25 protein-coding genes are annotated in these 19,379 nt (G+C 43.4%); all 25 read right to left on the bottom strand.

Translation table 11 applies throughout. From position 1 onward, the window contains the following. Nucleotides 1-163: 163 nt before the first annotated feature. The 25 genes from VSQ61_RS10470 to VSQ61_RS10350 all read right to left on the bottom strand — a co-directional run bounded on the left by VSQ61_RS10470 (nt 164) and on the right by VSQ61_RS10350 (nt 19,303). On the bottom strand, nt 164-499 hold the full coding sequence (locus VSQ61_RS10470) for a hypothetical protein (RefSeq protein ID WP_334344369.1): 336 nt from the start codon (nt 497-499) through the stop codon (nt 164-166). Nucleotides 500-544: 45 nt separating this feature from the next. Next, a complete protein-coding gene (locus VSQ61_RS10465) occupies nt 545-922 on the bottom strand; it encodes a DUF7668 domain-containing protein (protein ID WP_334344368.1) in 378 nt (125 codons plus the stop codon). 38 nt (nt 923-960) lie between these two features. Beyond that, on the bottom strand, nt 961-1,512 hold the full coding sequence (locus tag VSQ61_RS10460; protein ID WP_334344367.1) for a hypothetical protein: 552 nt from the start codon (nt 1,510-1,512) through the stop codon (nt 961-963). Nucleotides 1,513-1,550: 38 nt separating this feature from the next. Further along, nucleotides 1,551-2,051 (bottom strand): hypothetical protein, encoded by a 501-nt coding sequence (locus VSQ61_RS10455; RefSeq protein ID WP_334344366.1) that lies wholly within the window; start codon nt 2,049-2,051, stop codon nt 1,551-1,553. A 54-nt stretch (nt 2,052-2,105) separates the two neighbouring features. Next, the gene (locus VSQ61_RS10450; protein ID WP_334344365.1) at nt 2,106-2,657 is read right to left on the bottom strand and encodes a hypothetical protein; all 552 of its coding nucleotides are present in this window, start codon (nt 2,655-2,657) and stop codon (nt 2,106-2,108) included. A gap of 72 nt (nt 2,658-2,729) precedes the next feature. Next, nucleotides 2,730-3,596 carry a hypothetical protein gene (locus VSQ61_RS10445; RefSeq protein WP_334344364.1) on the bottom strand — a complete coding sequence of 289 codons (867 nt, stop codon included), beginning with the start codon at nt 3,594-3,596 and terminating at the stop codon, nt 2,730-2,732. Between the two features lie 84 nt (nt 3,597-3,680). Next, nucleotides 3,681-4,172 (bottom strand): DUF6985 domain-containing protein, encoded by a 492-nt coding sequence (locus VSQ61_RS10440; RefSeq protein WP_334344363.1) that lies wholly within the window; start codon nt 4,170-4,172, stop codon nt 3,681-3,683. Between the two features lie 123 nt (nt 4,173-4,295). Beyond that, nucleotides 4,296-4,547 carry a hypothetical protein gene (locus VSQ61_RS10435; protein ID WP_334344362.1) on the bottom strand — a complete coding sequence of 84 codons (252 nt, stop codon included), beginning with the start codon at nt 4,545-4,547 and terminating at the stop codon, nt 4,296-4,298. 32 nt (nt 4,548-4,579) lie between these two features. Continuing rightward, on the bottom strand, nt 4,580-5,359 hold the full coding sequence (locus VSQ61_RS10430; RefSeq protein ID WP_334344361.1) for a DUF6304 family protein: 780 nt from the start codon (nt 5,357-5,359) through the stop codon (nt 4,580-4,582). Nucleotides 5,360-5,538: 179 nt separating this feature from the next. Continuing rightward, nucleotides 5,539-6,369 carry a hypothetical protein gene (locus VSQ61_RS10425; RefSeq protein WP_334344360.1) on the bottom strand — a complete coding sequence of 277 codons (831 nt, stop codon included), beginning with the start codon at nt 6,367-6,369 and terminating at the stop codon, nt 5,539-5,541. Between the two features lie 111 nt (nt 6,370-6,480). Further along, on the bottom strand, nt 6,481-7,053 hold the full coding sequence (locus tag VSQ61_RS10420) for an SUKH-3 domain-containing protein (RefSeq protein ID WP_334344359.1): 573 nt from the start codon (nt 7,051-7,053) through the stop codon (nt 6,481-6,483). A 72-nt stretch (nt 7,054-7,125) separates the two neighbouring features. Next, entirely contained in the window at nt 7,126-7,929 is an 804-nt protein-coding gene (locus VSQ61_RS10415; protein WP_334344358.1) for a hypothetical protein, read from the bottom strand. Further along, a complete protein-coding gene (locus VSQ61_RS10410; RefSeq protein ID WP_160564980.1) occupies nt 7,926-8,450 on the bottom strand; it encodes a hypothetical protein in 525 nt (174 codons plus the stop codon). Before VSQ61_RS10410 ends, VSQ61_RS10415 begins: the two co-directional genes overlap by 4 nt. A 195-nt stretch (nt 8,451-8,645) precedes the next feature. After that, complete coding sequence (locus VSQ61_RS10405; protein WP_334344357.1) at nt 8,646-9,611, bottom strand: DKNYY domain-containing protein; 966 nt, start codon at nt 9,609-9,611, stop codon at nt 8,646-8,648. A gap of 185 nt (nt 9,612-9,796) precedes the next feature. Beyond that, the gene (locus VSQ61_RS10400) at nt 9,797-10,123 is read right to left on the bottom strand and encodes a hypothetical protein (protein WP_160564984.1); all 327 of its coding nucleotides are present in this window, start codon (nt 10,121-10,123) and stop codon (nt 9,797-9,799) included. A gap of 76 nt (nt 10,124-10,199) precedes the next feature. Then, nucleotides 10,200-10,634: a DUF6985 domain-containing protein gene (locus VSQ61_RS10395; protein WP_502877031.1), complete on the bottom strand. Its 435-nt coding sequence runs from the start codon at nt 10,632-10,634 to the stop codon at nt 10,200-10,202. Nucleotides 10,635-10,734: 100 nt separating this feature from the next. Further along, complete coding sequence (locus VSQ61_RS10390) at nt 10,735-11,454, bottom strand: hypothetical protein (protein WP_160564989.1); 720 nt, start codon at nt 11,452-11,454, stop codon at nt 10,735-10,737. A gap of 39 nt (nt 11,455-11,493) precedes the next feature. Continuing rightward, entirely contained in the window at nt 11,494-11,877 is a 384-nt protein-coding gene (locus VSQ61_RS10385) for a hypothetical protein (protein ID WP_334344355.1), read from the bottom strand. 164 nt (nt 11,878-12,041) lie between these two features. Next, nucleotides 12,042-13,487 carry an SMI1/KNR4 family protein gene (locus VSQ61_RS10380; RefSeq protein WP_334344354.1) on the bottom strand — a complete coding sequence of 482 codons (1,446 nt, stop codon included), beginning with the start codon at nt 13,485-13,487 and terminating at the stop codon, nt 12,042-12,044. Between the two features lie 12 nt (nt 13,488-13,499). Beyond that, nucleotides 13,500-14,081: a hypothetical protein gene (locus VSQ61_RS10375; protein ID WP_334344353.1), complete on the bottom strand. Its 582-nt coding sequence runs from the start codon at nt 14,079-14,081 to the stop codon at nt 13,500-13,502. Between the two features lie 216 nt (nt 14,082-14,297). Continuing rightward, nucleotides 14,298-14,981, bottom strand: a complete 684-nt coding sequence (locus tag VSQ61_RS10370) for an SMI1/KNR4 family protein (RefSeq protein ID WP_334344352.1) — start codon at nt 14,979-14,981, stop codon at nt 14,298-14,300. 11 nt (nt 14,982-14,992) lie between these two features. Further along, nucleotides 14,993-16,228 (bottom strand): tetratricopeptide repeat protein, encoded by a 1,236-nt coding sequence (locus VSQ61_RS10365; RefSeq protein ID WP_334344351.1) that lies wholly within the window; start codon nt 16,226-16,228, stop codon nt 14,993-14,995. Continuing rightward, complete coding sequence (locus VSQ61_RS10360; protein WP_334344350.1) at nt 16,221-17,447, bottom strand: MraY family glycosyltransferase; 1,227 nt, start codon at nt 17,445-17,447, stop codon at nt 16,221-16,223. The genes VSQ61_RS10365 and VSQ61_RS10360 overlap by 8 nt, the downstream gene beginning before the upstream one ends. Before the next feature lie 46 nt (nt 17,448-17,493). Beyond that, complete coding sequence (locus VSQ61_RS10355) at nt 17,494-18,375, bottom strand: hypothetical protein (RefSeq protein ID WP_334344349.1); 882 nt, start codon at nt 18,373-18,375, stop codon at nt 17,494-17,496. 4 nt (nt 18,376-18,379) lie between these two features. Then, complete coding sequence (locus VSQ61_RS10350) at nt 18,380-19,303, bottom strand: SMI1/KNR4 family protein (protein ID WP_334344348.1); 924 nt, start codon at nt 19,301-19,303, stop codon at nt 18,380-18,382. Nucleotides 19,304-19,379 lie beyond the last annotated feature (76 nt).

Genomic DNA, 19,379 nt, shown 5'->3' with positions numbered 1-19,379 from the left:
CTCCTCCAATATGGAAATGATTTTTTCATCAATCCAATCGTTAAAATAAAAAACGACACCTTTTCTGAGACCCATCTTTTCTGTTTCTTCAAAACCAAAAATATTACCCATGTTTATTTACCGCCTCCAGTCACGATTTTTCCAGTTCTAAAAATAGGATTTGTTAATCTTGATTCATAACCATAATATGTTCAACAACACCATTGCTGTCATAATAAACAATGAGGTAATATGTGTTATTGGTTTCCCAAATGTCGCCCCACATTCCCGACAGGCAGCTGTCTGGTTCTCCCCACACTTCCATTAACTGCGTGTTCTTGTAACCTTGCAATTGTCCCGTTGCATAATCTGCACCTTTGTTTTGGTAATAAGAAACCATCAATTCCTTTGACGGAATGTTATCATTGCTTTTTCGGTTGTAATATCCGTAGAGCCAGGCAGATGCACATAATGCAGCAACCAGGATTATTACAAAAACAAATAATACCTTCTTTTTCATACAATCAAACTCCATGTAAATTGAAAGTTATCTTACCAAAACTATTTACAATGTATGCAGATCATCAAGTGAAACAATATATCCGTCTCCTTTTTTCAAAAATTCAACCTGAAGTGTTAAATCGTTCATCTCGCCATCTGTTGTTAAATCATAATCCATACAGTATCCGCTTCCGTCACGAAGAGCAACTAAATATATTTCTTGATTTTGGCTTTTTACCTGTTTCGGGTCATCAATTTTCAGCACAGGCCGGGTTTCATCCAAATATTGAAGCGCTGAGATTAAATCTTCTTCTGTCAATATTCTACAGTTGTCAAACACAGCTAAAAAATCACGGTACTTTTCCTGAGCCAATATTCCTAAAGCCTTTTCTACAAAATCAATAAAACATTCCTGTTCTTTTCCCTTTTCTGCATATATCATAAAATAGGTCCTCTTGTATCTTAGATTTCTCTTCCTGATCAATTTTTCCTTGCATTTTGTAAATCATCATCCATTTCAAAAAACTTATACCTGCACTCCGGGCAGACTGACGGAATAATCAGTGGACAAAATTTCAGCTTCACATATTTGATATGCCGCCCCTCTATGTTTCGTAAACATTCCTTTTCTTTCATATTATTCCTTCGTATCGGAACATAATAGGGAAATGGATGCCCGCAGCAAGGACACCGCCAAAAAAGTTTCGGGGTAAATCCAAACGGAACAGCCGCAAAAAAAATCAGAAGTGATATGACAGCCACCACAATGAAAAACGCCAAAAACGGTCTGTTCTCTATCACGGCGCTCATTCTCATGTTCCTGCCCCAAATAACCACAGGAATGAACAGCACCATACTGCAAACACAACAAGCGGCAAAGCATCCCCATTGTATCAGAAATACTGCTTTCGCAAAGGCACAGCATCGCCGGAAACGGGGCGGCATCTGCGGAAAAACATATGGGAATGGTTTTGATGTATTCTCCTGCTGTAATCGCCAGTTCGCAATATCATCCGTGGGTTTTCTTATCATCCTGTCCTCCGGAGGTTCCTTAAATTTTATATATTGCATTAGAGCTGTTCTGCCCAGTCAATGCCTGGATAAAGTTTTCCTGTCCGTATGAAATATTCAACCGCCTTTACGCCAACTTCCATATTGGTAAGCGCAAGGTATTTTTCAATAGGCGACTGACCGCCGCTTTGCACATGGGCAAATTCCTCTACACCGGCATACTCCGGATTATAGGAATAATAATTCTTTTCCTCTTTGGTTCCGCCATGCGAGCTAAAGCTGATTGCCAGCCATTCCCCATCACAGTTTACTTCAAACATCTCAACTTCCCCATAGGGATCTAAGTACAAATATATATTAAGCCCCTGCGGTATTTCTTCCAGAATTTTGGAAATTACTTCTTCTGTAATTTCATCAGCCTCATACGAAGAATACGGCGGATCATAATAGTCAATATGTTTTATCTGGATTGCTTTGGCATCAAAATCAGGGATATTCTCCTGCTTAGGTATAATTTTAACTTCCATACCGCATAGCGTTTTGATTATTTTAGGTTCCATAAGATTGCCTCCTTTATTGGTTCACTTTATTTTTTTCAAAAGGTAACTACTTCTTCATAAATAAATTTCAAAATTTTCGCTGCTCCATAAGGAAAGCATCTTATCAGCAAGTGTTTTGTCCAGCTTCAAAACAGTATACTCACAATCACAGTAAACAAAATCTTCCAAAACGACTAACCTTATCCCATGTGTATCTAATTCCTGATTTATTTCAGTCATGGATTTTTTGAAATTGTCATAATCGCTGCAATCCGTATATATCTTTTCTTTGCAGACAATCTCTGAAATTTCCGGATATTCCATTCTCTGTGTATGGAAAAACTCTGTTAAAGTATGTGTCAGGTCATCCTCATAGCCGCCGATCTGGATACCATAACCGTGAGCGCAGAGAAAAGCAGCGCAATAACATTCTTTATCAAGACTGTTTTCTTTTGAAAAGCCCAGAAACTCCTCAAGTGTTTCAAGAAATAAAATGCTTTTAATAATATTCTGATTGCTTTCATAAAACGCAGAATAATTTGACTTCTCTAACAGTTCCATTGAAGTTTGCAGCTCCTTCTTTTCATCAGGAGATAAGAGCAGGTCAGCTAAATCCAGGATATTCATAGTTTTCACTCCTACAAAATCATTTTCTAATATCATTCGTTGCTTTTTTATAATTCATTTTTCCGTTGATATTTATTTCCATATCTCTTTATGTTTCAGTATAGCAGGATAATTTGCTTCCTGGCTGTCATGGAAAAGGTACAGCAGAGTTTTTATGGCAAAGGATCGGGCATAATCTATATCTATGCCTTTTACAACCTTCTTTGACAGCATCATCTCACTTAGTTCGTCTACCCAATGATTGATCTTAGGTGGAAACTTGCCATAGCAAAAATCATTGAAGCCTGAAAGTGAAGCACTATACCCCAGGGAATTCTTTCGGTTTTTCATATCCGACTTCTCATACTCACCTGCAAGACGGTCAACTGTCCGATACAGTTCAAAAATTTCCGGCTCCGTCAATTCGGATAAATGTTCATCCAAATAAGCCCTGGTTATTTTGGCATCACGGTAGTCCTTGTCCAGCCACGTCTGCTGTTTTTCATAGGAGAGGTTTATCTCCGGCAAATGTTCGACATACCATGCCCCTAATTCAACAAGACCCTTTTGCAGACTGTCCTTGTCATTCTCCGTATCAAACCATGGGGAACAGACCGTATATTTTTCGGGGATACTGGAAAGCCTGCCATAACCGGAATAGTTCGACACCCCGTAAGCACACATGGCTGCACTCCAATCGTATTTGAGATAACTAACATAGACACTGTTGAGCCGCAGATGGATCTGTTCATTCCAGAATCCACGCTCAATGCGCAGATGCCGGAAACTGCCTGTCTCACTTCTCTGTGCAAATGGGTAATACGGGCCGCTGCTCCCGTCTCCCAGGATGAAGTAGCAGGCTTTGTCAAATTCTTTCGGGGGAAAGATAGACTGAAAACCAGTAAAGTGTTTTTCGCCAAATTCGATAATCTCTTTTTTGCAAATGATACAACGTTTCATCATGCACCTCCATTTTTTATATATACCAGATCATTTCATGCTGCCTCTATTTAAAAATCATACATCTTTTGCCCTGCTTTTCTGCTAAAATGCTATATCTTTGTAACCAATCTCGGCAATTTCTTCATCCAGCAGGCAGACGCCAATTCCATTATCATCAAGATCCTCGCCTCCCCAAGTCCTTGAAAAAAGCAAATACAGGCATCGGTTATCTTCCTGCATAAAATCGCTGGCAATAACGATTGTTTCCAATGTTACTGCATGCAAAAGCGCTTTCTTTGTATCAATTTCAGGCCACCATTCTGCGGCTTCGGCTTCATCGTCTGGCCCGTAGCTGAATCGTTCTTCCTCATTATAGTAGTTGATCAAAGCTTCTATTAAATCCTCCTGCAATACCGGCCATTTTTTCAGAAAACATTCATATGTTTTTTTCTGTTCCTGAGATATTTTCTTTTCTCTGTCATCCTGTATCAATACGTCTACCGTATACCGGTTCCCACCAAACTCCAGCGTCTGCTTCCCCCACCAGCCATAATCATCCTCATATCTTAATTCGCCGAACATCTGATCAATCATAACTTTTACCTACCTTCATCTTTTCTAATCCTAAATTGTTGTATCAGCTTAATTCTTGTATAACACTCCACAATCCAATTTTTCTCTTTATTCAGCTGTCAGTTAGGCCAAACATGTAAAATCTCAATATTTTAAGAGATAAAACCCCCAAACACAATTGCTGAACTCTCCGGCGACAAATTCCTGCTCCTGCCCGTTAATGACAACTGTATAGACAGAAAATTTATATTCCCGGTCATGTAATGGATGGCGGACTTTCACAGACTTATGAGTGTCTTTCCATTCGTAATCAAATATATTGACACCAAATAAAATGACATTTTTATCGCTGCCAGTTATTTCATGCTGCCATGTTTTGCTTTTTAACATCTTCATAGCGCATCCTCCATATATATTGATTGGTCTGCTTAATTGATTATCCCATCTACAAAGCCACGGTAGCCGCTTGCTTTGTTTCGCAAGCAGTAGTGCTCACATAGATATGTTTCCTGCCGTCCATCACAATCTTTCCCTTCAAGAAAAGAGAAGAAGTCGTCTTTACTGTTCACCTTTAAGCAATCATCTTTGTGACGGCAAAAACAGAGCATAAGGCCATAATCATCACTGCCATAGGGCGAATAATCAGAATATTGACAGGTAAAACAGCACTTTATGTAATAATCACTTCTAATCTGCCTACAAATATCTCCTAATGCAGCTTCAAACCACAAAGTTTTTTCTGTGCTTTTATAACGTATCCCATCTACTGAAAGCGAAAATTCCCGCACAATTACATCATCGCGATATACTCTTGTATCATCACACATTCTAATGCTATGTGGTTTTGACATATCTGGTTTGGTAAATTTGAATGAGAGAAAAAGGACTCCAACAATGAGTTGCCCATCCTTTTTCCTGAAAACATTTATTGGTATCTCAATTTCCAATTCATATCCCTGCAAATCATACAGGTATGGAGAAGTAAATTTTGAATTATGGCCTCCCCATTTCAGCAGGGAAAATTTTTTGCCTGCTTCTTCACATTGCGTTTTGTCCTTGAGATGGAAGTCATTAAGGCTTGTGCCACAAAAAGTTATACTGTCCAAAGTAAACGAAAGCGGTTCCGTGTTATAATCTTCCTCCGTATTTATAATTTCTATGGCTGTATCATGTAGCGTATCTCTATAATGAGCTTTCCAATACTGCATTCAACCTATCTCCCTCTATTATCAAAGTTTTTATCCTATATATTTGCAAATGCAATTATGGATACTTACCACCAATCAAAAAGGGCAAAACAAAATTGTACGTCATACCTTGTGCCACCTCGTCTGTGCTTTTAGCTCACTCGCCCAAGTGGGAGAATCCATGTTCCGCTCCTACAACTCTATTTAGGTGCGCCCATGCTTAAAAATGTTTCAATTTCCTGTTTCAAACCTTCCACGGAATAGCGGCTGGCATCAAAGCCATCCAGGATATCGAGTTCCTCATGGAAAATATAAACTTTATTTGCCTTCGCCTGCAGGAGCAGATTACATTCTAACTGATCTACGCTGTTCAGAAAATCATAAAGATATTCTGCATAAGTTTCCATATCTAAATCATCCGTAAAGCGCAGAACTAATTTTACATATGCGCCGCTTTCCGAAAGAAACTGCTTCAGCTTGTCCTCGGCTGTCCATAGTTTTTCCGTTTCCGGCATTTCCAAAGAAATACGCTGGTCAATTACATAGTCCTTAGTTCCACATAATGTTAAAATCGGAGCCACAGCATCCTCTTCAAAATAATAGATCGCATAATCATCTCGGACATCCTGATAGTCTGTTTGTGAAACAACTGCTGTTGCGATTTGTTCCGGGGCATCTACCGGGGAAACTTCGCAGAAATAAGTTGCCCCGTGGAATGGTCCGTAGTTTTTCAGCTCTTCCCTCCCTGCAACAGAAAATTCTATCCCATATTTCTCCTGCATCTGTGTCAGCAGGTACTCCCGTGCTGATTCCAGTTCATTTTCAAATGGGCCGTCTTGATACTCTGCATTTTGCAGATCATCAATCGCCTGCATGATGTCATCTCCGTATTCGTCACTAAAATTGCCCAGCGCATCACTGGCCTTATCCATCATCCCACATCCTGTCAGCATAAGCAACAGTAAGGAAAGCATAAATAGTTTTTTCTGTTTCACCACACCTGCAAACCTCTCCTTTTTTGCAAATATCAAAATACATGCTCCAGCATCCCAGCCAACATTTATATGCAGTTGACTTTGGTGTCTAGGGAACGTATAGGATTGTGAGCCTTACTTTCTACCCAATAAACGGAAACTGCTATTTTAAATTAGTTGTTTCGGTTTTCGTCCATGGATAAACAACATATTCAAATAGTTTTCTATACAATCACCTGATAAGAAAATACTGTCATCAAATAGGGTGTAAATGTTTCCACTTTCAGCGGCACAGGTTATTCCATCCGGTTCAACAGTGCCTATGGGAAACAGTTTTTCACCGACCACCCGTTCTGCCGTTTTTAAATCCATTACGATTTCAAAGTCTAAAAAAGCAGTCCACGCATCAAAGGTAAACGTTGCTCCATTATAGGTATTAATAGATTTCTTTTCGCTTAAATTATTCAACCGCTCCAAGGCACGCAAATACCCTTTCTCTAAACGGTTGACATCACCACCACATTTCTCCCAAAAATATTGTCCGGTTTTCGGTGAGAACTCCCTAAATTTTATGCCGCCGAACAGGTGTAAAATTTTCCTTGCATACTCAAAACATTGCATATCACTTTTTCGTTCTATTTTCTCTATCCAGTTATCTGCTAAAAGAAAATCCCTTTTTTCTGCCCAGCCATTATCGACCAAAACTAAATACACATATTCGTCTATTAAGGAGATATTCATATAACCCAGACCTCCATATTCCCTTTTGTCGTTCTGTTTGTTTATAATGCCGAACAATCCCAAACAAACCTGTCACTGAAAAGCATTTTCGGCAAGTGGGATTTCATAAGCCTTTTTCTCCAGGTACTCCCAATCGCCATTCCCGACCGATTCATAAGATGTCCATGCCACTTTAAGCTGATTTTCAGATATATAAAATTTGATACGTGTTAAAACTCCGTCGCTTGTATCAATATCAGGCTCTGCCACATAATCAAAAGTGTAAACCGTGTGTTTCTGCGTCCAGTCCGAAGTATCCCGGTAATAAATCACCGCATTTTCCGCAGGTATCTTTATCAGGCCAAACAGCTTCTCGCTTTCTTCTTTTCCAGGAAGATAGAAATAGCATCGTGTTCCATTTGATGTGATGTAAAATTCATTTTCTCCTGCCTTGTCCTGAAACAGAATCTCGCCGCCACTCAGATCAATCAAGAGCAGATCGCTTTCTTTCAGCCAGCCTTCCACATAGCCATTGTGGTGTGGAGCTGTCCAATGCTCCGCACAAACCCAGGTTTTTCCATCTTCCCACACGCTCCCACGCATGGCTTTGCTCCCCATATCGGGATATTCATATAATACAGAACCATTTTCATCCAAAATATGTATATCATAATTATAGGTTTTCTTGTAGTCATCCGCTTCCTCCCACTGAAGATAACAAGAGCTTCCCTCAATGGGTGATTTTTTATCATAAGCATGAGAATCTCTGCTGTAACCGGACGGATATATGACTTCATATTCTGTTGCGCCTGCTGTTGGATTACAGCTAGTCAATAATAGAGCAACTGTTGCTCCCCCACACAAAGAAACAACATGGCGCATAATCTTTCCTTTCATATCTGCCCCATTCTCCTTTTCATGCTTCCTATCACACACCACACTATCACATATAGCAAAACATAGGCTCCCGCCAGCATAAGGGCAATCATGTACTTTTGCCGAAGTCCGTCGCTGTAACTTTCTGCTGTCTGGCCCGGCTCTACGGTAATATAGGAGCCATCAGTGGGGATGGACAGTACCCGCCGCTCCACAGCAACCCCTGCGTCTACGATCTCCTGGCCCAACTCATGAGTGATGGCTTGTTGGCTCCACTGATAGCCGCTCTCGCTGGTGTCCTGATAATAGACCATGTAGACGGTTTTCGTAGGATTCATACGACGGTCACGTCCGCTGGCTCCTGTATTCTGCATCTGGACGGGCAGGACTTGATAAGGCAAAAAGGTATAAACGCCTTTGTCCTCGTAGCTGTCAGCAGGGAGAATAGCAGCCAGATGCTTTATGGAAAGATAGCCCACCACCACCGCTAAAATTATCAGCATCACCCCTGCCACAAAGACGATTGATTTTAGTTTTGTCATACACACCTCCGGAAGCTGTCTGCCGCCCACTTCAGGACATTTTGTTCCAAAGCCTAATCTATTTTAATTTTCTTGTACGAATGTTTTATATGATTTCCAAAAAATACATGGAATTTTTTTCTAATTTACGCTTGGCTTTTTATAGCTGGTCTCATCTAATAGCAGGAACTACAATCAAGGTTTCCTCAATTCCATTCAAACCTTCTTTTTCATCGTTATTCCATTGAAAAAATAGCAGTACTTATCCTCCGCATCTCCATCGTCCAGAACTTTGAAAGAATCCAAATCTGCCTCTACCAACCGATTTCCCCAGAAAATGTGTTTATCATCACGGGCATAGCCATAACTTAACAGGGTAAATGTTTGCGGTGTGGTATCCAGAAGCTCTCCTTCCCAAAATACCCGCACACCATCGCTAGCATAGGAATATTCCAACAGAGTAAAATCTGCGCTGTTTGCGTCAAGCTGTGTGCCATGATAAAACACCTGCCTACCGTCACTAGCATAACCGTCCCCCAATATCACAAAATCCTGCACCCTGGTTTTTAATAATTGATCTCTCCAAAAGATGTGCTTATTGTCGCTGGCATAGCCATCATGCAATACGGTAAAGGACTGTGGGATCGCCCTTTTTACTGTTACCCGGCAATAATATACACGCTCATCGTCTTTTTCATATCCACTGGGCAAGATAGTAAAGGCAGCCGGATTTTTACACGTCTTTAGGCGGACAGCATAGCTGGTTTCAGTAGTGTAAGTAAAAAAATACACAAACTCAACATCTCTGCCATAACCCTCCGGGCCATACGCTCCGCCATACATTGCGACACCATCATCCAGTGTTTCAAAAGTTTCCGGATGTGCAATCTTTGCGTCACCGTATGGGGTATAAATAACCTGATGGTTCCCGATATAGGCCGGATTAAAAACGTGGAAGCCCTCCGGCGTAATACCGCGCAGCAACACACCTCTTCGGTAAACACGCTGCTTATCTTTTATAAAATCATGGTTAAGGACTTCCATTGTATCAACATCAATTTTGATACGGCGGAAAATATTTTCATACGATTGCTGCTTCGGCATAAAAGCCACTTCGCCGTCACATTCACGGTAACCGGATGGTTTTCCATCGTTATCTTTCAAAATACGCGCATATCCCATTGTATCAATCCCTCTGTTTTTAATTTTTTGAAGACAGCATAGATTGCAGATAATTATCTATACCATCGAAATTCATATCATACACAGCCACGTCTGAATAATTCAATCCCTTTTTTGTATTGTACTTAATAGATTTCTCCCATCCCAAACAAAGCTGTCCGTCATAGCCCACACCACCGATTACTTTATATTTTCTGGACGCCCATTTGCTTCAGCCAGCCTTGCAGTTTTTTCACAGGGAAGCCGGTAACTGTAAACTTTTCTTTGGCTTTGCTATGTATCGTTACTTTGGTAGCAAATAGATGTTTTCCAACTGTAAAGCCTCTGATTTCTGAAAGTTTAAGCTCAAATTCCATATGGCTTGTCCAGGAAATGCGAAAGCAAACTCTCTTATTTGTAACAAAGATTGTACCACGCCACACATCACATGAACCTCCCAGCACTGGCTCCCAGTAGGCCATCATGCCCTGTCCAATCAATGACTCGCCCGGTTCAAGTTGTATATCTGCCATAATTGTTTCCTCCACATTCCTAACTGTAATTATCTTTCACCGCCTACTTTGGAATAATTTGCCCCAAAGCTCTAATTTACAATAGAGCCATACGGAGGTAATTGTTTTCGCTCCAATTCTCCAGATAAATGCTCTCGTCAGCGTGGGAACCAAGTCCCTCACATGCTCCCACATATAAAGGCTTTCCATTTCTCACAACCCACTGTAATCCATGTTCCGGCTCCCACGCACATTCTAAAAAAACAGATATTGAGTAACATCCTGCAATCTCTTTGTCAATATACATTTCAACTGGTATGATATAAGGCAAGATATTCATGGGTGCATCTAACTCTTTTGGATATTCCATATCCTCAAACTCAAACATAAATGTGAGTGGTTCTCCATGACATCTTTCCGCATCATAAAAAAAGCGGATACTTGCCTTTAGGAGCTGCTCAATGCTGGATTGATCTAAATTCAATAATTGTGAAACACATTTTTCTGCATACTCAGTTGAAATTTCCTGCAATTTTTCATTGTTTCTTATACATTATCAAGTTTGGGACATTTTGTCCCAAAGAGCCAAACAATCCCAAACAAAACTGTCCGCCATAGTCTGCGCTTTTGACTCACTCGCCATGGGTGGGAAGCTTGCATTTTGAAAAAGCCTTTTTGATACCCCACACAATCACAGCTGCAGCCACGCACACGGCGATCCGAACCAGAACATCCAACATCCAGCTTACTTTCCCATGCCGGTACATATCCAGTATATAAACCGGATCAACATCATAGTCCTTCGCCATCTGTTTCAGCATCCGGCGCTCCTCGGTGGTGGTATAGCGGACATAGCCAGTCGGATAATTGTCCGCTCCCGTCAATACCAGATAATTGTCAAAATATACACAAAGCCAGGAACCATCCTCCAGTTCTGCCAGATAATAGCGGTTATAGTACCCGCCCACAAAGCCCTGGATAAACCGCTGTAAAGGCGGGAGAGGATAGTCGGCATAAATGTATTCAGAAACGCTTACTGACCTTTTCACGCCGCTGTTATGGTGGGTATGTATGCCCGCCTGCCCCACATCCCGCAGACGAGCCAGTGGGCAGGCTACCAGAGTGCCGCCATTCACAGTGGACGGGGTACTGCTCAAAAAGCAGGTTTCTATATCCTCCTGTCTCTGAAGCCGCTGGACATCCGCGCCGGGCCGCTGGCCTTGCCCCATTCCCTCCCCAGCCCAAAGATCGTACAGCCAGCCGGTAGGAGCAGATAACATCACCAGGAGAGCAAGTATGACACATACGATATTCCGCAGGATTATGAGTAAGGGGAATGATTCTTTTTTCATAGTTAAAATCCTTTTCTTTCATCTTGAAAAATCCGTCTATCATAAATTCCCGGTTTGCAGATAATGGTTTAGAGCTGCCAGCAATTCTTCATTCGCAGCTTTCGGCTTTTTCTGCAATACCCCGGTTATCACTTTCATAAAATCAGCTCCGCTGCATAGAACGTATAACGGTTCTTTCTTTGCAGTAACAGGGCAAATACTTTCCCCATTTTCTCCTTTCTGGGGAGACTTATCCGCCTGGCAGTAATCGGACAGGCTAACCTTTGTTTTAGGAGTTTTTGTATAAAGATGATATTGACTTATTTCATCATCCCTTTCCTTGTCCTTTATGCACAGCCTGGCTTCTTCAAGCAGATATTCCAAACTGTCAAGGTCTAAAAAGATATGCTCTGCCTCACTGCAGTTGATCGCAGACAGGGACATTTCCCCTTCGGCTGTGGAACCAACAAAAAAGGCGTTTCTGTTCTCATCATAGCAGCAAAAGGCCTTTCCGCTGCTGGCTTTGTATTTTTTGATGGCAGAATAATCAATTGACTATACTTCACACCGTAACTCATGCTCTTTTTACTGTTGTCACAAAAGACTCCCTACCCAAAAATATTAACAAGTGCTTCCAACCGTTCCTGTGTTGCTTCATCCTTTGTCACAAACCAAAACGTACCTTCCTCACTGTCATACAGCCCAACGGCCTGCCCGTCCATGGCCTGATAAAGCCGCCGGGTATTGCCTGTAGCAATCTGATCTGTAATTCCTGCAATGGAAGACAGGTATGGACTCAACTTCCCGCCTTCAGACAACATCGATGGCTCAAAATCCGGAAGCTCCCAAAGGATCAGATTCAATTTTTCATCACAAGCCAGCGCCCACAAAAATTCCGCCGCAAGAAAACCGTCTAAAATACCATATACGTTCCATTCGCCAACGCCGTCATTGGCACGGCGGTATAGAAACGGGCTGTTCAATCCCGCCGCCCAGTGATACATCGCCTGATTTTCTGTGAGAAAGTTCATTTTGCCATCCTTTGCCTGCTTCAATCCGGAAAGAGGACGGACCACGTTATAACTGCAATAAAATTTGCCTGGCAGATAGTGGTAAAACTCTTCCAATGGAAGTGGAAGTGAAGCTCCCAGGCGGGCGCCTGCCCGTTCAATACTTTCCTCCTTCGCTCCCTTTCCCTCAATCCCGGCAAATTTGCAGAGAAACTGTAATACCGGGGCAATGGATTTCAGTTCCCGCTCCTGTGGCGGCTGGGGTAGAGCCGAATTAAAAACAGGATGTCCGTCTTGGCTTTTCATCCAGACATATTTGAATCCCATCTGTTTCATAAGCTGTTCCAGTTCCTCATCAGTCCTGCCGCCAAAATAAGCCATCTCTGAATAGAGAACACTTCCGCATAAAATCCTGGATGGTTCCTTCGCAAAGTTTACGCTAAAATTTGTTCTGTGACTGGAAAGCTGCTCCGGCGGAACATGGTAAAATGTATCCGGAAGATGCTCCCGCATTTTTTTCCAATAACTTTCTGCCTTATCCTTGTTGATGGCCGCCACGCTGGGCTGGGCCAAGGTCTGCTGGTATCCTAGCCATTCCATGATCCACTGAGAGAGTTTTGACTGATTGCACGGCACTTCACGGCCTTCCAGATGCTTTTCTTCCCTGCGTGTTTCCGGCAGCACATAAAGCCCCCACATCTGCGGATCTTCCGGAACATTGCTGCTCATGGTATCCTTGCTTTTGCGATACCGGCTTACTTCAAATCCATAGCCGTATCTTTCATGCCGGCAAAAAGGCAGGATAGTAATTATGGTATCAGTCCAATAGACACGTTTGTAAATTTTTAATTCCTCAAGCGGAATCAGATTCCCCTTATCCGTAAAAGCAGGATCATCCGGATGAAAGGTAAGATATAATTCCTGCAAAGCTTGGGGCAGCATAAACCCCAGTTCTTTTTCCTTGCTCGCAATATCCTCCGGTGTCACGGAGCTTTCCATACTGCTGCCAAAAGATTTGATTTTTTTCAGTTCTTCTGATATCATGATGCCGCCTTCCTATTCTTTATAATAAATCACCGGGACTCCTTCAAACGCCAGTCCTTCTTTCCTGCACAATTCGTAAAAATCGCCGTTCCTGTTATTGTTCTGCCATTCAAAATAAATCTGATACAGTTTCACATAATACTCAAACTCTTCCACAAGCGGCGGATCTACTGTTTTTTCTAAAAGGATTTTCTTTGCCGCACCCACAATAGTTTCAAATTCCTCTTTTGTAATGCGGATGCTCTCCGGAAAATGATGCTGCCCCCACCATAAGGAATCAAGTTGTTCTCTGAAATAGAGCTGAACCGTCTGAGGATCACATTTTTCATGCATGTATGCACGTTCCAGGATGGGATAAAAATCATGTTCCAGCTTTGGATCATGGGGGTTGTAAATGTTTCCAAAAATCTGGTACGTCCACCGCATCTGCGGCATCTGATCCTTCTCACATTCACGGCTTAAATAATCGTCAAGCAGCTTTGTTAATTGAAATGGCAGATGGCGCCTGGGCAACGCATCCCCCGGAAATTTCATCTCGTCCAGGTATTCCCTGCAAAACCGAAACAAAATAGCGTCTGCATCCGCATCCGGCACATTTTCTTTAAAAGATTTTGTAAATGAGAACAGAAAGCTGTTTGCCTGTTTTTCAGTCCCTTTTTACGCAGATCCCAGTATTTCTGTATCTCTGTGATAAACTGCTCATAATCCATGTCCTAACTCCTCTGGAAGATTCTTTCCGAACAATTCTCTGATCGGAAATTTTGGAACCAGTTTTGAATGATCAGTGGCATGCCGAAGTTCTCCAATCTGTTAACAGGAATAATCCTGCTCCAATTCCTCCTGCGTTGGGAATCTCGCTTCATCCTCGTCAAGAAAGTCGCCAGTACAAGCAAAACGGAGAAAGTCATTAAAGTCCTTACAGATATAAAGTTCCCGTGTTTCCATATACTTCCTTACTTCTGATCTGCTGTTCCATTCTACCCCGGTGCCCATCATGTCATATACGCCCTCCTCATGTATCGTGACGATGCCGCCGCTTACCAAATCCAGATATACCAAATACCCATATACATTTCCGACCCTGATAAACCCTGCCTCCAAAAAGCAGGGGCAGTAATCCTGTGTTTTCTGTTCCTGCTGGAGGTTCTTCAAAAATTCTGCCCCACTGTTTCCCTGGATATTATGCCACTCAAATTCAACCGTTGGGCCAATGTCAAATTCAGGCCGGGGAATATAGCCATTTTTCTCCCGTGAGAACGTTTTACTCCATGAACAGGCAAAGGAATCGCCGCAAAAGGAAACAAGTACAATAATATCCTTCGGCATTTCATAACTTAACAAAAATTCACGGTATGGCACCGGCAGCTTATATCCAAGCCCTTTTTCAATATCTGATAAATCTTTCTCTGTAAAGCCGGATTCTTTGAATGGCTCTTTCCATAACTGCGGTTCACATTCTCTCAATATCCCCAAATACTTTTTTGCTGCTGTCATAAAAGCCTCCCTTATTTTCTTCGCCACACCCCAAACAGGCTTTTCTTGTAATGTTTCAATGCCTCGATTGCCGGCCCGTAATTTCCCGCCGCTTTCAGATACTCCACGCCTTTTTCTATATCCTCCCGTACGCCGATCCCCTCGGCATACATCATCCCCAGACCATAGCTTTTATAGGGCGAATCCTGACTTTTCTCCAAAAACGCTTTTCCCCGCGCCGGGTTCTGCTGGCAGCCGCGCCCCAGCAGATAGCAGATCCCCAGCAGATCATATTTGATACCTTCCGGCTCCTTATCTCTCTCCAGCCATTGAATCGCCTGCGCATAGTCCACAGCCGTACCCCAGCCGTTGAAATACAAACGTCCCAACTGTCGGCAGGCATAGCTGTCGTTACCATAGCTGGCAGTCTTTTTGTAGCACTCTAAGGCATAGGGCAGATTGCGCTCCACTGCCCTGCCGTTCCAATAAATATCCCCTATGATATGCCAGCTCCAGAGATGTCCTGCCTCTGCCGCTTTCAGCGCCCAGGGAAGAGCTTCTTTATCGTTATCCTCTGTATAGGCCAGATAATGGGCATAGGCATACATCCACTCCGGGTAGCCCCGTTCTGCGCCCTGGCGCATAATGGGCACTTCCTTTCCCGGCTCCGGCGGAATGTATTCTCCCCGTCCATACTGGTAATAATGACCATAATTCCGCCCCGCCAGAATCATTCCTCCGGAAAATGACTTTTCAAACCAGGGTAGGCACTTCTCGATCTGCTCCCGCTTCCAATCATTCCATGCTTTCTTATTTGCAAATTCCCTTTCCTTACGGTCTTCGATCTCTATGATGTCCAGAAAATAATAGGTGTTCCCAATCATGTACTGGCAGAAAGCGCAGCCGTTTTCGGCTTTTTCATAGATCACATCCCATGCTTCTTTTATGCTCTCAAAAGGCATGATCTCCTTAAGCTCCGGTGTCAGCAAATCCATACGCAGCGCCCCCAGAACCGCGGCAGCGCTGCCCAGGGAGATTGCCTGATGGAGCATGGCATAGGCCGCCGCCTCGTTTTCTTCAAAGGGGTGGTATTCCCAGCTGTAGCAGGAGCCGGAAAAGCAGCGGGAGAGGATATAGCAGGCATCCCCATCGTCTTCCTTTGCCGCAAGCAATAATGCGTCCGCAGCCGTTTTTGCCTTGTCGTTATCACAACAATAATAGAGGTCCTCAATGGCCTGATCCACTACATCGCTAAAATACTTACCCATGCTTCTTTTTGTCCTTTCTCTTTTCCTTTTCCATCCTGGCAGTGAGCTTTTCTATTTGGACGGTAATATCAGACCAACTGTCCATTTCTTCAAAAGAGCCCCGATCCAGATAATGGACCAGCCAAAATTTCACCTGTGTCACTGTTCCTTCTTTCGCCAGAAACCTGGTATTCCCTTTTCCTGTGTTATTCGTACACCAGATCACCATCAGGTCATTTTGAACGCCGGGGAAGAAATCAAGCGCCTGCGTTCCCCATTCCAGGACTACCTTTGTGTATTTTCCCTCATGGATGCCGTCAATGGCCAGTTCCACATCCCTGGCGGAGAAAAATGTGTGTTCATCATGCCAGCTCTCTCCAAAAATCACCAGAAGCTGGCGCCAGTTCCGCATTTGGCCTTTCTGTTCCCTTTGAAGCTGCTGCCAGAAAGATTTTATGTTTTCCTCAGTCTGCCGGGTATCGGCTTCGCTTTTCCTCGCCCCAATCTCTTCTGTATTTCTCAAAGAGTCCGGTTTGTTAAAATCAGCAACCGGTTCTGCTGCCTCATCTGTATCTTCCAGGCTGTCCTCCGTTTCGCCTGGACAGATGCTGTTTTCCTCCCATTCGGCGTCATCTTCCCCGCTGCTTTCCTCTTCATCGTCATATCCATTCTCATTTTTTTTCCACCCCGAAAGATCAGCGCTGCCAGTCAGGAGTTTTTCAAACCAGTCCTTCGCCTCGTCAAACTCTGCGCTTTTATGGTATGATTCATATCCGCCCTTAGATTCATCTAAAAATACTGTTAATCGAAAGAGTTCGTGATATATGCAGAAAATCTGACTTATGTTCCCTATCTCCTGTACAGCAAAAGGCGGCAGGATCTGAAGTTTGAAAACGCCCCCTTTATCACTTCCCATCAGGCTTTCCATCTGTTTTTGTAAAGCCTCCGCCGTAACATTGGAGGTCCTGTTTCCAGATACGTCCGTAAGGATAAACTGGCTGGCCTGCGCCTGTTTCGGTTTTTTATCCGGCCTCACCAGATCACGCACCCCGTCCCATATTCCCAGCAAGCCAAAGCCCGCCATGCCAATCCCGATCAGGAGCCGGACAATGCCAATCCCTTCCTTCATTTCAGCAAGCCCGATCACTGCCAGACCAAAACCCAGAAATGCAGCATAGCCTCCCAATATAAGAGGTATCAGCCGCAGCCGTTTTCCTGTTCTGTTATTTTTCCTCATCATCTGCTCCCTGCAAGCTTTCTCATTTTCTTGTCCTGCCGACTTGTTCCTAAAATCCCACATGAAAAGCCAGACCAGTCTGTTCCTGAACCCTTTCAAGCAAGCCGCTCCCTGCAGCCGTCTTTGTCAGCAGCATAAAGCAGACCGGTTCCTGCCCCAGAATCAGCAAGGCTTCCTGATTTTTGTGGACATATGCCATCTGCAAAGGAAAATCGCCCAGACTGGTCAGTTCCGGATGGTCTGAAAGGGGCTTAAAATCATCCCTGATCCGATCTGCTATGTTTTGAAAATATTCCTTTGAAAACTTTGCAGGAAAAAAATCACTGAACAGGCAGGTTCGATCATTGGCATGTTCACGCCATGTCATTTCTTCCCATTCACGGATGGCATGAATCACCAGGAACAGCCCATATGCGTCCAGGGCATGGTTAAACCTGGGTTCATGTTCCAGCTTATGAATGTTCAGGGGAGCGTGGAGCAAAGGGATATTCCGCTTTTTCCAGTATTTCTGGTAAGCTGCCACAGCCTTTCGCTTTCCGTCCTCGTCCCCCGCCTTACAGGCATCTGCCAGTTCATCCTCATATTCCCAGGCTATGTCTTTTGGATCATTTTCTTCCCATGCGTATAAACCACCAGAAGTTTTGCCCTTTCGTATCCCGATGATATCTCCTTCTCCGGGGGCAAGAAAAAGTCCCAGATATTTTCCCTCCCAATGAAGAAGCTCCAATGGACGCAGATAACCGCTGGTGACTAACAGGTCTGCCATGTGGCGGTAAATATCCCGGATGGGAATGGGGAGTTTTACATGGAGCCGCTTCTCTGCCGTAGAGATTTCATCCTCCGAATAGCATTTCCATTTTTTCAAGCCGTCCATATGCTTCAGGCTGATGAACTGCCGGAGTATCTTTAATTCCTTTTCAATCGTGTACATAGTTTCACCTTTTAAACAGGCCCGCCGCCTGCATTTCCTTTTCTTTTTCCTCCATCCGTTCCCGGCCCTGCCCATTCCAGGACCAGAACAGCATCCCGGTCTTTTCTTCCACCTGTTCGGCAAAGGAATAGTGGACCGGCTCCTTAGTGATCATCCCATACTTTTGCTGGGCGCTAAAAGATAGGATCAGCAGAGTTTTCTCCGGGTCCGTATAAGCATAGACCATATAATCCTCCGGATCTGTACTTTTTATGGATAATTCCACCCGTATAAGCTCTGCCTTTGTTGAGATGGGAAGCAGCCATTTCTCCATTCTCTGACGGACTTCCCGCATTTCGTCCAATTTTTTTGGCAGGGAACAGCCAATGTAAAAAGGAGACATTTCCTCTGTCATCCGGGATTGGTGCAAATTCCACCAATCCTGCAAGACCTTATCCAGCACATGATGGATAATAAAAATATCCCAATAAAAGCAGGATTTCGAGAAATACTGATTGTACGCACTTTTTCTTACCACCTCTGATTTCGGCTTTTCATCCTTCTCCTCGCCATAACTGTTGACCCCGCTTCGCTGCCAGTTATACACCGAGAGATAAGGGTCTTTTCTGTAGATTCCCCAGCCCTGATTGGTTCTCTCCATAGCTGTCACCAACAGATACTTACCGCTCCAATGAAGTTCCTCCGGGCGGCAGAACCAGGTATCTTTCTTATCGCACATATAGTCGCCCAGCACCAGATAAAGTTCCCGGAGAGGCTGCGGCAGTTTAAAGTTCAACCGTTTTTCTACAGCGTCTATTTCTTCCTCTGTGTAGATTTTGCCTGCCTCCAGTTTGGGCTGCCAGCAAAACTCCCTGATCAGTTCCAGTTCCTCACGGATGGAGTACAGCGGGCGTACTTCAAATTTGGGTTTTTCTTTTTTTAAAAACATAAACCAGTTCTCCTTCACCTGCTTTTGAGACCACGAATCAAATTTCTAACAGCTTTGCAGCATATTCTTCCGGAAA

It is taken from the genome of Candidatus Merdisoma sp. JLR.KK006 (genome assembly GCF_036941035.1).
Taxonomy (GTDB): domain Bacteria; phylum Bacillota; class Clostridia; order Lachnospirales; family Lachnospiraceae; genus Laedolimicola.
The sequence above is the reverse complement of the archived record's forward strand: the minus strand, read 5'-3'. Positions and strand labels throughout refer to the sequence as shown.

Coding starts and splice junctions, on each gene's coding strand:
- VSQ61_RS10470 (WP_334344369.1), bottom strand. CDS start 499: ATGAAAAAGAAGGTATTATTTGTTTTTGTAATAATCCTGGTTGCTGCA.
- VSQ61_RS10465 (WP_334344368.1), bottom strand. CDS start 922: ATGATATATGCAGAAAAGGGAAAAGAACAGGAATGTTTTATTGATTTT.
- VSQ61_RS10460 (WP_334344367.1), bottom strand. CDS start 1,512: ATGATAAGAAAACCCACGGATGATATTGCGAACTGGCGATTACAGCAG.
- VSQ61_RS10455 (WP_334344366.1), bottom strand. CDS start 2,051: ATGGAACCTAAAATAATCAAAACGCTATGCGGTATGGAAGTTAAAATT.
- VSQ61_RS10450 (WP_334344365.1), bottom strand. CDS start 2,657: ATGAATATCCTGGATTTAGCTGACCTGCTCTTATCTCCTGATGAAAAG.
- VSQ61_RS10445 (WP_334344364.1), bottom strand. CDS start 3,596: ATGAAACGTTGTATCATTTGCAAAAAAGAGATTATCGAATTTGGCGAA.
- VSQ61_RS10440 (WP_334344363.1), bottom strand. CDS start 4,172: ATGATTGATCAGATGTTCGGCGAATTAAGATATGAGGATGATTATGGC.
- VSQ61_RS10435 (WP_334344362.1), bottom strand. CDS start 4,547: ATGAAGATGTTAAAAAGCAAAACATGGCAGCATGAAATAACTGGCAGC.
- VSQ61_RS10430 (WP_334344361.1), bottom strand. CDS start 5,359: ATGCAGTATTGGAAAGCTCATTATAGAGATACGCTACATGATACAGCC.
- VSQ61_RS10420 (WP_334344359.1), bottom strand. CDS start 7,053: ATGAATATCTCCTTAATAGACGAATATGTGTATTTAGTTTTGGTCGAT.
- VSQ61_RS10415 (WP_334344358.1), bottom strand. CDS start 7,929: ATGAAAGGAAAGATTATGCGCCATGTTGTTTCTTTGTGTGGGGGAGCA.
- VSQ61_RS10410 (WP_160564980.1), bottom strand. CDS start 8,450: ATGACAAAACTAAAATCAATCGTCTTTGTGGCAGGGGTGATGCTGATA.
- VSQ61_RS10405 (WP_334344357.1), bottom strand. CDS start 9,611: ATGGGATATGCGCGTATTTTGAAAGATAACGATGGAAAACCATCCGGT.
- VSQ61_RS10400 (WP_160564984.1), bottom strand. CDS start 10,123: ATGGCAGATATACAACTTGAACCGGGCGAGTCATTGATTGGACAGGGC.
- VSQ61_RS10390 (WP_160564989.1), bottom strand. CDS start 11,454: ATGAAAAAAGAATCATTCCCCTTACTCATAATCCTGCGGAATATCGTA.
- VSQ61_RS10385 (WP_334344355.1), bottom strand. CDS start 11,877: ATGTCCCTGTCTGCGATCAACTGCAGTGAGGCAGAGCATATCTTTTTA.
- VSQ61_RS10380 (WP_334344354.1), bottom strand. CDS start 13,487: ATGATATCAGAAGAACTGAAAAAAATCAAATCTTTTGGCAGCAGTATG.
- VSQ61_RS10370 (WP_334344352.1), bottom strand. CDS start 14,981: ATGACAGCAGCAAAAAAGTATTTGGGGATATTGAGAGAATGTGAACCG.
- VSQ61_RS10365 (WP_334344351.1), bottom strand. CDS start 16,228: ATGGGTAAGTATTTTAGCGATGTAGTGGATCAGGCCATTGAGGACCTC.
- VSQ61_RS10360 (WP_334344350.1), bottom strand. CDS start 17,447: ATGATGAGGAAAAATAACAGAACAGGAAAACGGCTGCGGCTGATACCT.
- VSQ61_RS10355 (WP_334344349.1), bottom strand. CDS start 18,375: ATGTACACGATTGAAAAGGAATTAAAGATACTCCGGCAGTTCATCAGC.
- VSQ61_RS10350 (WP_334344348.1), bottom strand. CDS start 19,303: ATGTTTTTAAAAAAAGAAAAACCCAAATTTGAAGTACGCCCGCTGTAC.